At 70.7% G+C, this 14,026-nt stretch carries 8 protein-coding genes; 4 read left to right on the top strand and 4 right to left on the bottom strand.

Going from position 1 to position 14,026, the window contains the following annotated elements; genetic code table 11:
- Positions 1–55: 55 nt before the first annotated feature.
- Positions 56–7,495 (bottom strand): SDR family NAD(P)-dependent oxidoreductase, encoded by a 7,440-nt coding sequence (locus PKD06_RS04965; protein ID WP_324378187.1) that lies wholly within the window; start codon positions 7,493–7,495, stop codon positions 56–58.
- Between the two features lie 283 nt (positions 7,496–7,778).
- On the opposite strand from PKD06_RS04965, the gene PKD06_RS04960 reads away from it, so the two are divergent.
- Positions 7,779–7,955 (top strand): DUF1328 domain-containing protein, encoded by a 177-nt coding sequence (locus PKD06_RS04960; RefSeq protein ID WP_324378185.1) that lies wholly within the window; start codon positions 7,779–7,781, stop codon positions 7,953–7,955.
- Positions 7,956–8,157: 202 nt separating this feature from the next.
- Here the strand turns inward: PKD06_RS04960 and PKD06_RS04955 are convergent, their stop codons facing one another.
- Together PKD06_RS04955 and PKD06_RS04950 are read right to left on the bottom strand one after the other, a co-directional pair.
- The gene (locus tag PKD06_RS04955) at positions 8,158–8,709 is read right to left on the bottom strand and encodes a sigma-70 family RNA polymerase sigma factor (RefSeq protein ID WP_324378183.1); all 552 of its coding nucleotides are present in this window, start codon (positions 8,707–8,709) and stop codon (positions 8,158–8,160) included.
- Positions 8,706–8,861, bottom strand: coding sequence for a NepR family anti-sigma factor (locus tag PKD06_RS04950; protein WP_324378182.1), 156 nt, complete (start codon positions 8,859–8,861; stop codon positions 8,706–8,708). The genes PKD06_RS04955 and PKD06_RS04950 overlap by 4 nt, the downstream gene beginning before the upstream one ends.
- A gap of 199 nt (positions 8,862–9,060) precedes the next feature.
- Here PKD06_RS04950 and PKD06_RS04945 point away from each other — a divergent pair, with 199 nt between their 5' ends.
- A complete protein-coding gene (locus tag PKD06_RS04945; RefSeq protein WP_324378180.1) occupies positions 9,061–9,861 on the top strand; it encodes a response regulator in 801 nt (266 codons plus the stop codon).
- Between the two features lie 810 nt (positions 9,862–10,671).
- On the opposite strand, the gene PKD06_RS04940 is transcribed toward PKD06_RS04945, so the two are convergent.
- Positions 10,672–10,869, bottom strand: a complete 198-nt coding sequence (locus PKD06_RS04940) for a general stress protein (RefSeq protein WP_324378178.1) — start codon at positions 10,867–10,869, stop codon at positions 10,672–10,674.
- 290 nt (positions 10,870–11,159) lie between these two features.
- Here PKD06_RS04940 and PKD06_RS04935 point away from each other — a divergent pair, with 290 nt between their 5' ends.
- Complete coding sequence (locus PKD06_RS04935) at positions 11,160–12,611, top strand: DEAD/DEAH box helicase (RefSeq protein ID WP_324378176.1); 1,452 nt, start codon at positions 11,160–11,162, stop codon at positions 12,609–12,611.
- A gap of 104 nt (positions 12,612–12,715) precedes the next feature.
- Entirely contained in the window at positions 12,716–14,020 is a 1,305-nt protein-coding gene (locus tag PKD06_RS04930) for a TMEM43 family protein (RefSeq protein WP_324378174.1), read from the top strand.
- Positions 14,021–14,026: the final 6 nt, after the last annotated feature.

Here is a 14,026-nt window from a genome sequence, read left to right as displayed (position 1 = left end):
CGGGCGAGAAGCGCCTCCTTGTCTCCCGCGGTCAGCCTGCCTCCCCGTCCGCCGCTCACTGCATGAGCCCCTTGAGGTCGCGCGAGCGCTCCGCCACCGCGCGGATCGCGGGGGCGATGGCGGCGGTGTCGAGTTCCCCGCCCACATGGCGCTCGTTCAGGGCGAGCGCCGCGCGCGCCTCCTCGTCCGTCCGGCCGGAGGAGGCGAGCGAGATCAGCTGGTCGGCGAGGGCGAAGGTCGTCATGGCGGCGACGGAGCCGGAAGGCGGATCATCGAGGCCGAGACGGTCTTGCAAGGCCGAGGCCAGCTCAATCGCCATCAGCGAATCGAGGCCCAGTTCGCCGAGCTTCCTGGTGGGGCCGACATCCTGCTTGGGTACGCGCAGGACGGCGGCGATCTCCTCGACGATCACCTCGGCGACGCGCTTGCGCACGGCTTCCGGAGCCTCGGAGGCGATCAGGAGGCGCAGATCGAGGGCCTGCCGCTCGGCGGAATCGGCTGCGCCGCCCTCGCGCGTCAGTGCCGCGAAGGTCGGCGAGGACAGGGCGGGCAGGCGCTGCGCCGCGCTCCAGTCGAGCGAGCCCACGGCCAGCGTGCTCGGGCCGCCCTGCTTTTCGAGGGCGAGCGCTTCCGCCATCAGCGCCAGCGCCTCGCGCGCGGGCATTCCGACGACGCCGACGCGCTTGGCCAGCGCCTCCGCCAGGCCCTTCTTGCGGGCGAGGACCCCGACATCGGAGATCGCGCCCCAGGCGAGGGCGAGGCCCGGCAGGCCGCGGGCCCGCCGCTGGCGCGCGAGGCCCTCCAGATAGCCGTTCGCCGCGACATAGGCGCCCTGTCCCGGATTGCCGATGAAGGTCGTGATCGAGGAGAACATCACGAAATAGTCGAGCGGCATTCCCGCCGTCAGCCGGTCGAGATTGTCGGCCCCCGCGACCTTCGGGGCGAGGACGCGTGTGAGCTGGTCCGTGGTCAGGTGCGCAGTGAGTCCGTCCTCCAGCACCATCGCGCCGTGCAGGATGCCCGCGAGCGGGGGCATGGCGGAGCGGATCGCGTCGAGGGCCGTGCGGACGGCCCCGGCATCGGCGACGTCGCAGGCGAGGGCGGCCACCGAGACGCCGCGCCCCTCCAGTTCCTCGACGAGGGCCCTCGCCTCCTCGCTCGCCGCGCCCGAGCGCCCGAGCAAGGCGAGATGGCGCACGCCCTGGTCGGCGAGCCAGCGCGCCGCCTCCTGGCCGAAGCCGCCGAAGCCGCCGGTGACGAGATGGGTGCGCTCGGGATCGAAGCGGAAGCCCGCCTCTTCCCGCAGGGGCGCGGCCTTGCGCGGGGGGCGCAGCAGGATCTTCCCGATATGGCCGGATTGCTGCATCAGCCGGAAGGCGTCGAGCGTCTCGCCCTCGCCGAAGACGCGATAGGGGAGGGGCGAAAGGTCGCCCGCCTCGAAGAGGTCCATCAGCTCGGCGAAGATCTCGCCCGCGCGGTCGCGATCGGAGAGGAGCTGGTCGACGTCCACGCCGAAATAGGACAGGTTGCGTTTGAAGGGCCGCAGGCCGATCCGTGTATTGGCGACATAGTCACGCTTGCCCAGTTCGATGAAGCGCCCGAAAGGCTTGAGCGTCGCGATGCTGCGCTCCATCGCCTCGCCGGACAGGCTGTTCAGCACCACGTCCACGCCCTCGCGGCGGAGGCTGCGGATCTCCTCGGCGAAGGCCGTCGAGCGTGAATCGAGGATGTGCTCGACGCCGAGCGCGCGCAGAAGGTCGCGCTTCTCGGGCGAGCCGGCGGTGGCGACGACCGTGGCGCCGCGCCATTGCGCGATCTGGATGGCGGCGAGGCCCACCCCGCCCGCGGCGCCGTGGACCAGCACCCAGTCGCCCGCCCCGAGCCTGCCCAGCGTGACCAGCCCGTAATAGGCGGTGAGGAAGGCCACGGGCACGCCGGCGGCCGCCTCTGTCCGCCAGGAGGCGGGCACGGGCATGACCACGTTCTCCGGCACCGCGACGGAGGTCGAGAAGGCGGAGGGCGCGAAGGCGAGCACGCGCTCGCCGGGACGGAAGCGTGACACGCCCGCGCCGACGCGCGTGATCTCTCCGGCGCATTCCAGCCCGAGCGTCGGGCCGGCGAAGCCGTCCTCCAGGATGTCGTCGGGCAGGAGGGACATCGCCCACATGACGTCGCGGAAATTGAGCCCCGTCGCCTCGACGGCGATCTCGACCTCGCCCTTCTTCAATTCCGGCCGCCCGGCCGGCTGCCAGCCGAGCCCGGCAAGGCCGCCTTCCGATCCGCGCTCGAGCTTCATCGCGCCGGCCTGGGAGCCGTCCGCCTGCGCCGTGTCCTGCGCATCGGCGAGGCCGACGAAGCGCAGGGCGCGGATGCCCTCCGCAGCGACCACGATGTCCGTTTCCGTCTGCGGATTGCGCAGGAATGTGTGCAGCGAGGCCGCGGCCGAGGTCGCATCGAGAGCCCCCTCGACGAGAATCCGGCGGACCGTCAGCGCTGCATTCTCGTTGGCGAGGGTTCTGGCGAAGGCGGCGAGGCCCGTCGCGATCGGGGCGGCGGCCGGGCCGTCGGCTCGCAGCACCACCCAAAGCTCGCCGTTGCTCCGCGGGCAAAGCTCCGCCGCCGCCGTCAGCGCCAGCGCGCCTTCGCGCAAGGCGGCGACGCTGCCCTGCGCGGCCGATGGATGCAGGAAGGCGACGACGATCCCGCCCGCCGGAAGGGGTGTCTCCACGGCGCTCCCGCATTCCGTGCGGGTGACGTCCTCGCCGTCGGCCTCGAGCAGCCTTGCGAGCCGGCCGGGAAGGTCGAGCCCGTCCTGACGCGGTGCCGCCTGGATGACGATCGCCCGTGGCGCCCTGTCGGCGGAAGGCGGCTCGCCCCTGCCGGCTTCGGCGACCAGAAGGGTCGCTTCCTCGGCCGTCGTGCCGATCGCGAGGCTCGACACCCCGCCAAATCCGCTCGCCTCGAGGTCTCGCGTCCACTCGCCCGGCATGAGCAGCGGCCCGTGGAGCTGCGTGGCGCCCTCCCCGAACCAGCCGGGGGAGAGGCCGAGCGCCACGTCGCGGAACAGCGAGGGGACGGGCTCGACCGCGACCAGGAGACCCGAGGGAGCGAGCAGGGAATGCAGGGACGAAAACACGCCGCCGTCGCGCCGGAAGCGGTGGAGCCCCTCGGCCGAGACGATCAGGTCGAAGCCGCCGGCCGGAAGCGCGGCCGGGTCGGAGGCGAAGGCGAGATGCCCGCCTTCCAGCGCCAGCCGGGCGCGCTCGACACGGCGGGGATCGAGGTCGAGGATGGTCAGCCGCGCTTCGGCGCCGCGGGCGATCCGGGCCAGCTCGAAGGAGAGCGGCCCGAAGCCCACCTGGAGCAGGCGCAGGCCCGATTCGCGCTTCGGAAGCCCCGAATCGGCGAGCAGTTGCAGGATCGTCTCCCCCGCGGCGCGCGTCGAGACGCCGCCGAGATCATATCCGTCGAGCGCCGCGGCGGAGAGCCACGTCTCGTCCTCCGCGAGGGAGGCTTGCGGCGTCCAGGCCGCGGCCCGCCCGGCGAGCAGAAGCTCGGTCGAGCGCTCGGGATGATCGCCGGCCAGGGTGCGCAGGATGGTGTCGGGCTCCGGCAGGCTGTCCGGCTCGGTGAGCGACCATCCCGAGGGAGTCTCGCGGGCGAGATCGCTGTCCTCGAGGCCGCGCAGGATGTTGATCAGCCAGGCGCGGGACTGCGCGGAGAGGGGCGACAGCAGGTCGAGCGGCAGATCGCCGACCCCACCTGCGACGCTCCGGGCGATGGCGAGGCCGGCGGCGCTGGCCCAGCCTTCCAGGAGGAGCTGGTCGCTGGAGCGCAGGTCGGCCTCCTCGCGGCCGAGCCGGGGCGAGGCGGCCCGCAGGATGTCCGCGGCCGTGACGGGCAGGCCGGAGCCTCCGATCGCGCCGGCATCGATGGCGACGCTCTGCGCGACGAGCGCCTTCTCGGCGAGCGTGCTCGTCCGCGCGACGCGGGCGGCCTGGAAGCGGGAATCGAGGAGATGGCCGATTCGGCGGCCCTCCCCGTCGAGGAGGATGAAATCGGCCAGGATCGACCCCTCGCCAGCCCGGCGGATGTCGATGATCGCCCCCGCGAGGACCACGCCCGGACGGTCGATCCTGACGCGGCCGAACCGCACGGGGATATAGGCCGTGCCCCGCCGGCGCGCGCCGAGTTCCCCGAACAGGGAGAAGAGACCGTGGAAGCAGGCGTCGAGGCGCGCCGGGTCGATGCCGTAGCGGGGATCGGCACTCTGGGACGGCAGGAGATCGATCCGCAATCCGTGACCGCCGATCCTCGCCGCGGAGTCGAGCAGCCGGAAGGCGGGGCCGTAGCGCAATCCCACCGATTCGGCCGCCGCATAGATCGCCTCGGCCGCGACGTATCTGTCAGGGGCCGGCAGCTCGATCGTCTCCTCGGAAACGCCCTGCGGCCCGCGCGAGAATTGTCCGACCGCGTGGCTGGTCCAGCCGCCCCGGCTCAGGCGCGGGCGGCTCAGGATTTCCAATGTCGAGGTGGCGGGCGAGATCCGCACCTTCATCTCGCGCGTCCTGTCCTTCTCGACGGGAAGGGGCTGGGTGATGTCGAATTCGAGCAGCTCGGGCCGCTCGCAATCGAGCCATTGGCGGGCCGCGGCGAGTGCGATCTCGACGAAGGCGGCGCCCGGAAGGATCGCCTGCCCCCCCACCTCGTGGTCGGCCAGTTCGGGCAGGACGGTGCTGTCGAGCAGGCGCGACCAGTCGAGCCCGTCCGCCGTGTTGCGCGCGCCGAGAAGGGCGTGCCAGCGCAGGTCCAGGGTCGAGCCCGCCGCCTCGCCGGTCTCGGCGTGGCGGAACTCGCGGTGGGCCCAGGGATAGGTCGGCAGCGGCACCGCCGAGCGGGGCTTCGGCCCGAACAGCACGTCGAGGGCGACATCGGCGCCGCGGGTCACCGCCGACAGGACGGCCGGACGGATGGGATCGGCCGCCTCGCCGCCATCCGCCTCGCCGCGTTCGAGGACCCCCATCGCCGCGCAGGGCAGGCCGGTCGCCTCGAGCGTCTCCCTCATGTTGGAGAGCAGGATGCTCCGCGGCCCGATCTCGATGAAGATGCGCGCGCCGAGCTGGGCGGCGCGGTCGATCGCGGTCGAGAATCGCACCGGCTCGCGGATGTTGCGCCACCAATAGGTCGCGTCGAGCGGCCCCTCCACGAGATCGCCCGTGACCGTCGAGATCATCGCCAGTTCGGGACGGGAGCCTGCGAGTCCGGCGAGGTCGGCAAGGATCGGCTGCCTGACTGCGTCGACGAGCCGGCAATGGAAAGGATAGTCGAGGTCGAGCTGGCGGAACACGATCCGCCGGCGATGGGCGAGCTTGCCGAGCCGGGCGACCGCCTCGGTCGGGCCGGCCACGGTGAAGGCGCGGGCGGCGTTCTCGGCGGCGATGGCGACGTCGCCGATCTCCTGGCACAAAGCCTCGACCTGCTCGCGGCCGGCGACGACGACGCCCATGCGCCCGAGGTCGCGCGCGACCTCCTGGCGATGGCTGCGGGCCTGGATGACCCTGACGGCGTCCTGGAGGCTCAGCGCGCCGGCCACCGCCGCGGCGGCGATCTCGCCGACGCTGTGGCCGACGACGCAGAAGGGCTCGAGGCCCTGCGCGCGGAGCGCCCGCGCAACCGAGACCTGGATTGCGAAGATCAGCGGCTGGGCGACATGCGTGAAGCGCAGGCGCTCTTCGAGATCGGGCGCGAGCAGGGCCTCGGTCACGGACCAGCCGAATTTCGCATCGAAGATCGCGTCGATCTCGTCGAAGCTTTCCCGGAAGCAGCGGCTTCCGTGATAGGCGTCGCGGCCCATTCCCGGCCATTGGGCGCCGTTGCCGGAAAACACGAAGGCGACCGGCGCGCTCGTCTCCGCCACCGTTCCCCGGACGACCTCCGGCACCTCCGCATCCTTCTCGGCGATGCGCTCGAGCTTGCGGACGAGATCGCGCGGCGAGCTCCAGGCGACGATCGCGCGCTGGGCGAGGAATTCGCGCTGGTGGGCGGCGGCGGCGACCACCTCGCGCGCCTCCTCGAAGCTCGCCGAGCCCAGGCGCTCGGCATAGAGGCGCGCGAGGCTGCGCAAGGCCGGCTCGGTGGCGGCCGACAGGGCGAAGAGATCCGACGAATGGGAGGCCGCGGGCCGGCGGCCGGCCGCGGGCGGCGCGTCGCTCACGATCACATGGGCGTTGGTGCCGCCGAAGCCGAAGGAGTTCACGCCCGCATAGCGCGGTCCCTCGCCGCGGGCGAGCGGCGTCGCGCCGGCGCAGACGGCGATGTTCAATTCGTCGAAGGCGATGTCGGGATTGGGCTCCTTGAAATGGAGCGAGGGTGGCAGCAGGTCGTGCTCCAGGGCGAGCAGCGCCTTGAGCACGCCGGCGAGGCCGGAGCCCGGTTCCAGATGCCCGATATTCGACTTGATCGACCCGACGAGAAGGGGTGAGGAGCGCCTGCGGCCCAGCACCTCGCCGATGACGGACGCCTCGATCGGGTCCCCGACCCGGGTGCCGGTGCCGTGGGCCTCGACGAAGGCCAGCCGGGAGGGGTCGATTCGCGCGCGGCGATACACGTCCTCGAGGAGCCGCTTCTGCGAGTGGCGCGAGGGCAGGGCGATGCCGTTGGTGCGCCCGTCCGAATTCACCCCGGCTGCGACGATGCGCCCGTGGACCGGGTTGTTCTCCCGCGCGGCGCGGGCGGCCGTCCGCAGGACCAGCACCACGCCGCCTTCGGCCCGGACGTAGCCGTCCGCCTTGGCGTCGAAGGAGCGGCATAATCCGTTCGGCGACAGCATCGAGGCCTGGGAGAAGAGCACGAAGCCGTAGGGGGACAGCAGGACGTTCACCCCCGCCACGATCGCCGTGTCGATCGTGCCCGCCCGCAAGGCGGCGAGCGCCTGGCTCAGCGCGACGAGCGAGGACGAGCAGGCCGTGTCCACCGTCAGGCTCGGTCCCCGGAAATCGAAGACGTAGGAGATGCGGTTGGAGACGATCGAGAGCGCCCCCCCGGTCGCGGAATAGCCGTCCGCGCCGGAGATGTCGGCGTTGCGCAGCGTCTGGTACTCGGTCGAGGAGGCGCCGACGAAGACGCCGACCTCGGTCCCCGCCACGTCCGAGCGCCGGATGCCGGCATCTTCCAGCGCTTCCCAGGTCAGTTCGAGCAGGAGCCGCTGCTGGGGGTCCATCTGCTCGACCTCGCGCGGAGACAGGCCGAAGACGGAAGGGTCGAAGCTCCAGACGTCGTCGATGGTGCCGGCGGACCAGACATAGCTCTTGCCCGCTTCCCGGAGGCGAGGATGGCCGTGCCTGTCCAGGGACCAGCGGTCCTGCGGGATCTCGCGCACCGAGCAGCGCCCCGCCACGAGGTTCTTCCAAAGCTCCTCGACGCCCGAGGCCCCGGGCAGGCGGCAGGCTCGCCCGACCACGACGACGTCACGATTGGAATTCGGTGTTTGCAGCACCTTGGCTCCAGGGGCACGGTTGCCGATCGATCACCCGGCCATCCGCCGGACGGAATCCGGGCGGCGACGCTGAGAGGCGAACTCCGACGCCAGCATATTTGTAATGTTGCATTGCGGCAAGATGGCGCGGACCGGATGATCCGCGGGGTGCCGAGCCCGGCTGATGCTTCGCGAATGCGGCGATACTTGGGTTGTTTTCCCAAGAACAGGGGGAACCTGTCTCAGAGCGGAGGGTTCTGCTCGACAAGCCGAATGTTCTCGGCAATGCAAGCGAGGGAAGACGATGATCGGTTGGGCTTTGACATTTCTCGTGGTGGCGCTGGTCGCTGCCGTACTCGGCTTCGGCGGCATCGCAGGTACTGCGGTCGAGATCGCCAAGCTGATCTTCTTCGTTGCGATCGTGCTGTTTGCGATCTCCGCGATCGTCGGCTTGCTGAGGGGGCGCACGCCGGGCGTATAGATGCCTACCCCTGGGATTGCATGAGCCTTTCGAGTGGGGCTCTCTCTACCGCCTTCCGGGCGGTGCCCCGTGCAGCCTGGGCGATCGCATATGGCGCGGCGGCAACCGCAATGTGAACCCGATCGCGTTTTTAGTGTGAAGGAAGAGTTCGGCTGCGACACGCCATATGCGACAGCCCCCCGCCTCCGGAGGGGGGCTGCGCTCAGCTCGCGATCTGAAGCGCGGCGCGGGTCATGTTGTCGGGGCCGAGATCGCCGACGTCGTCCACGGCGAGGAGCGCCGCGAGGCGCGAGCGGGCCCGGTTCACGCGGCTCTTGATGGTGCCGACGGCGCAGTCGCAGATATGGGCAGCCTCCTCATAGGAGAAGCCGGAAGCCCCTACGAGAAGGAGCGCCTCGCGCTGCTCGGGCGGAAGCTTGGCCAGCGCGGTTCGGAAATCCTCGAAATCGAGCCGCGAGCCCTGTTCCGGCTGGGCCTTCAGGCGGCCGGCATAGGAGCCGTCGGGATCCTCCACCTCGCGCCGGCGCTTGCGATATTCGGAATGGAACAGGTTCCGCAGGATGGTGAACAGCCACGCGTTGAGGTTCGTGCCGCGCTCGAAGCGGTCGATATGCGACAGCGCGCGCAGGAGCGTGTCCTGGACGAGATCGTCCGCGCGGTCGACCTGCCCGCAGAGCGAGATGGCGAAGGCCCTCAGGCTCGGCACCGCCGCCAGCAAGGCGTCTCTCAGTTCGGGCTCGGGCTGTGAATTCACGCCTTCGACTCCTGGCCCAGCCGCGCGAGGATCTGCGTCAGCCGGTCGGGCACGGGTTGTTCGGCGAGCTCGCCGTACATGGCTCTCAGCTTATCGCCGATCTGCGCCTGGATCACGCGGTCCAGGGACGGCGTCGGTTCCGGTTTTCTCATTGCCCCGATCGAGGCGGCCCTGGGATCTCGTCTGTCCCGCTTCGCCGAACCCGCCATGCCCACCCCAAACTCTGCGTCGAAAACCGGCCTTAACGCCGTCAGGCCCCCGAAGGTTCCATCCGGTGCGGAACTTTCGGCTGCCTTGCGGGTTGGGGGGCGATTGTCTAACCACCGCCATACAACGTTCCGAGGCCCTTGGATGTCGCCAGCGCAACTCGTGGTGCAATACCTGCCGTATCTTCGCCGGTACGCGCGGGCGCTGACGGGCAGCCAGGTGGCCGGCGACGCCTATGTCGCGGCCACCCTCGAGACGCTCGTGAGCGATCCGGCCGCGATCGGCGGGCAGGCTCAGGTGAAGGTGGCCCTGTTCCAGGTCTTCACCCGGATCTGGAACTCGCTTGCGGTGAACGGCGAGAGCGAGCCGGCGGGCCGCGACCTGCCGGCCGAGGTCCGCCTCGGGCAGATCACGGCGCTGCCGCGGCAGGCGTTCCTGCTCTCGAGCCTCGAGGGATTCTCCGAGGAGGAGGCCGCCGTCATCCTCGACGCCACGGTCGATCGCGTAAGGGAGCTCGTCGACGAGGCGGGGCGCGAGCTGGCCGCGGACATCGCTACCGACATCATGATCATCGAGGACGAGCCGCTGATCGCGATGGATCTCGAATCGCTCGTGGAGGGGCTGGGCCACCGGGTGACAGGCATCGCCCGCACGCGGACGGAGGCGGTCAGCCTCGCCCGCGGCAGGCGTCCCGGCCTCATCCTGGCCGACATCCAGCTCGCCGACGGCAGCTCGGGCCTCGATGCCGTCAACGATCTTCTGGAGACCTTCGAGGTGCCGGTGATCTTCATCACGGCCTATCCCGAGCGGTTCCTGACCGGCGAGCGTCCCGAGCCCGCCTTCCTGATCGCCAAGCCCTTCCAGCCGGCGAACGTGTCGGCCGTCATCAGCCAGGCGCTCTTCTTCCAGCAGACGGCCCGGCGGCGCGAGGCCACCTCGGCCTGAGGCCGCTTCCGGCCTCGCCGGGAACCTCGGCTGCGCCATCGGCGTTATCCCCCCGCAACGAAAGCGGGGGGTCGGGATGGCGGCAAAAGGTGGCACACTCCTTTCGCTGGGTGTCGCGTCGGCTGTTCTGGCGGCGTTCGTCCCCGGGGTCTTCGATCCGGCGCCCGCTCTGGTCGCCTCGCCCGTCGTCGCCGTCGAGAAGCCGGTCCTGGCCGAACCTCCGGTCCCGATTGCCCTGCCCGCGACTCCGCCGGCCCGGCCTGCGGCCGAGACCGCACCCGCTTCCAGCCCGCAGGCGCCGGAGACGATCGTGTCCCCCTTCGGGCACCGCGTCGTGGTCCAGCGCCGCCGGTCGGGGATTCCGCTGGGCTGCGAGCGCCTCGTAAGCCCGCTTGTGCATTCCTCCGCCTCCGCGACCATCGGCCGCTGCATCACTTAGAACTGCCTCGCGAGGCAGGTGCTGGCACGCCCGCTGGCATCTCCCTCAATCTCCATCCTGCTCCTCTCCGTCATGGCCGGGCTCGTCCCGGCCATGACGTTGAAGCTCGTGAGACAGATGGAGAGGGATAGCGCGCGACGAGCGGGGATGGCCGGACAAGCCCGCCCATGATGCCGATGGCAAATAGTGGCGCCCGTGGCGAGCAGTCCGGCCCGAGCGGCCGGATTTCCTATGGGCGAGGCCAAGAAAAAAGGCGTGACTGCACGGAGGCAGCCACGCCATTCAGGTGCCGGCCGATGGGGGCAAAGCGGGGCCGGTTGCCTAATTAACGCCGGGTCGCTGGCCTTGTTCCGGGGCTCTCGAAAATTTCCTCATTCGTGATCGGCGAGATAGCGGTGGCCGGAAGCTTGGCCGCCCTTCCGGCCCGCCTCCGAAGCCAGCTCGCGGTCCTGCGAGAAGGATCGCTTTTCGGCGGGCACGCTGCGCCCGCCCTTGCTGGCGATCTCGCGCTGGCGCTCCTCGCTCATCGAGGCGAAGCCTCTGGTCGAGGTCGGATGGCCTCTCGGCATGGTTACCTCCTGGGTTGTCGCCAGGGTCAACAGGCGAGCAAATCGCCTAGTTCCACGTCCGCGGCCGTTCGGCGCTGTTGACGCAGCGCAGCAAATCGCGCATGAGAAAGGCAGGCGTCAGCCCCGAGAAAGGGCTTGATCGGAGCCGCGTGATGTCCGCTTGCATGCGGCTCGGCTCCCTCTTCGTTCGCCCGCTTCCCGGAATGCCCCGATCACGCGGGCAGCCCATAGCGTCCGACGCCGGCGCCGATCCATCGCGCCGTCGCGTCTTTTCGAAAGACTCCATTCCTTTGACCGATTTTCAGCAGTTCCATCTGGCGGCGCCCATTCTCCGCGCGCTCGCCGAGGAGGGCTATGAAAGCCCGACCCCCATCCAGCTTCAGGCCATTCCGAGCGTGATGGCCGGCCGCGATCTCCAGGGCATCGCCCAGACCGGCACCGGCAAGACCGCCGCCTTCGCGCTGCCCATCCTGCACCGGCTGGCCAAGGAGCCCGTGCGCCCGCGGCCCAAGGGCACCCGCGTCCTCGTCCTCAGCCCGACGCGCGAGCTGGCGAGCCAGATCGCCGACAGCTTCCGTGCCTATGGCCGCCATCTGCGTCTGTCGACGACCGTGGTCTTCGGCGGCGTGCCGATCGGCCGCCAGCAGCGCGCCCTGGCCGGCGGCGTCGACATCCTCGTCGCGACCCCCGGCCGTCTTCTCGACCTCGTCGACCAGCGCAGCCTGACCCTCCAGGACGTCGAGATCCTGGTCCTCGACGAGGCCGACCAGATGCTCGACCTCGGCTTCATCCATGCGCTCCGCCGCATCGTGACGCTGGTTCCGCGGAAGCGGCAGACGCTGTTCTTCTCCGCCACCATGCCCAAGAGCATCGAGCAGCTCTCGGCCCAGTTCATCGCCGATCCGGTCAAGGTCGCCGTGACGCCCGTCGCGACGACGGCCGAGCGGGTCGAGCAGAGCGTGCTCTTCGTCGCCCAGCCCGACAAGCCGGCCCTCCTGCGCGCCGTGATCGAGGACCGCGACATCGACCGGGTGCTCGTCTTCACGCGGACGAAGCACGGCGCCGACAAGGTGGTCGCGCAGCTCGCCCGCTCCGGGATCGAGGCCGCCGCCATCCACGGCAACAAGAGCCAGGGCCAGCGCGAGCGCGCGCTCGCCGATTTCAAGGCGGGACGCAACCGCGTCCTCGTCGCGACCGATATCGCGGCGCGGGGCATCGACGTGGACGGCGTCTCCCACGTCGTCAATTTCGACCTGCCCAACGTGCCCGAGAGCTATGTCCACCGCATCGGCCGCACGGCGCGGGCGGGGGCCGACGGGCAGGCCGTCTCGTTCTGCAATCAGGAGGAGCGGGCCTATCTGCGCGACATCGAGAAGCTGACCCGCCTCGCGGTCCCGGTCGCGGATTATCCGCCGGGCTTCGCACCCGCGCAGCGCGAGCCGGCGGTCGCGGCCGAGCCGGCCTCCCATCGCCGCGGCGCCCGTCCCGAGGGGCAGCGCCAGGGCCGCCGTCCCGGCGGGCCGAATCCCGGCCGCGGCCCTGCAAGCGCCTCCCGGGATGCGCACCGGCCCGGCGAGCAGGGCGCGTCCCACCGGGGACAGCCCTCCGAGGGCCGGCGCCCCAAGCCTCAGAAGCCGGTCCCCGGCTGGGAGCCGGCCCCCGGCCGGGATCGGAATGCGGCGCGCGGGGAGGGCGGCGGCGGAATCGCCTGGCTCCAGCGCGGACCTTCCCGGGGCCGCTGAGCGTGCGCTCCGTTTCAATCGGATGACCGGGACGACATCGGCGGGACATCCGGCATGGTCAAACGGGGCGCCGGGGCTGTATGAGAACAGCCGCGGGGAACCTCATGGCCGGCGACGACGATCAGGGCGGATTTCTTTCCGGCAGGGGCGATTCGAGCGGCCCCGCCCAGGCGATGGATGACAGCGCCGCCTTGCCCGACCTGGATTCGGGGGGCGAGGACAGCTTCACCGAGACGACCCACGTCTCGTGGGGGCAGAAGCTGATGGATTCCATCGTCGGGGTCGGACTCGGGCTGCTCCTGGTCCTGGCGATGTCGGCCTTGCTGTTCTGGAACGAGGGCAGGGCGGTCCAGACCTATCGCTCCCTCGAGGAGGGGGCCGGGATCGTCGTGAAGGCCGATGCCGACCGCGTCGATCCGGGGAACGAGGGCAAGCTCGTCCATGTCCAGGGCGACCTGACGGCACAGATGCCGGTCTCCGATTCCACGTTCGGCATCCGCGCCAAGGCGGCCCGCCTCGTGCGCCATGTCGAGATGTACCAGTGGAAGGAGGAGCGCCACACCGAGACGAAGAAGCATCTCGGCGGCAGCGAGGAGCGCGTCACCACCTATACCTACAGGCATGTCTGGGAAGACAAGCGGATCGATTCCTCGCATTTCAACCGCCAGGGCGGCCACCAGAACCCGCAGATGCGCTTCTCGGCCTATTCGGCCACGGCCGCGGATGCCCGGCTCGGCGCCTTCCGGCCGGGAGAGCGGGCCCTGTCGCGCCTCCCCGCGAGAGAGGCGAAGCCCATTCCGCAGGAAGCCGCCCCGCAATTCGAAGGCAGGACCGATCTCGGGCCGGCCCATGTGGTGGACGGGATGCTCTATCTCGGCCAGAACCCGTCCGAGCCCCGGATCGGGGACCTGCGCATCACCTACAAGATCGCGCCTCTCGGCCCGGCGAGCTTCATCGGCCGGCAAGCCGGCGCCGACCTCCAGGAATACCAGACGAAGGCCGGCGACGCGCTGCTTCTCGCCCGCTCGGGCCTCGTCACGCCGCAGGCCATGTTCGCGCAGGCCGAGGCGGAAAACCGGATCATCACCTGGATCATCCGCGCGGTCGGCGCGGTCTGCATGTTCTTCGGCTTCCTGCTGATCCTGCGTCCGCTCGCGGTCCTCGGCGACGTCGTGCCGATCGTCGGCTCGGTCCTCGGGGCGGGGACGGGGCTCGCCGCCCTGCTCCTGACCATGGTCGTCGCGCCGCTCGTCATCGCGGTCGCGTGGTTCTTCTTCCGGCCCCTGGTGTCGCTCGGAGTGCTCGCGGCCGGCGCGGCGGTCGTCTACGGCCCGCGCCAGCTGGCCGCCCGGCGCCAGGAGGCCAAGGGCGGCGTCTCCGCGCCGGCGGTCCCGGCCGGCGCGCGCTAGCGGCGC

It is taken from the genome of Enterovirga sp., from assembly GCF_035325185.1.
GTDB lineage: Bacteria > Pseudomonadota > Alphaproteobacteria > Rhizobiales > Beijerinckiaceae > Enterovirga.
The sequence above is the reverse complement of the archived record's forward strand: the minus strand, read 5'-3'. Positions and strand labels throughout refer to the sequence as shown.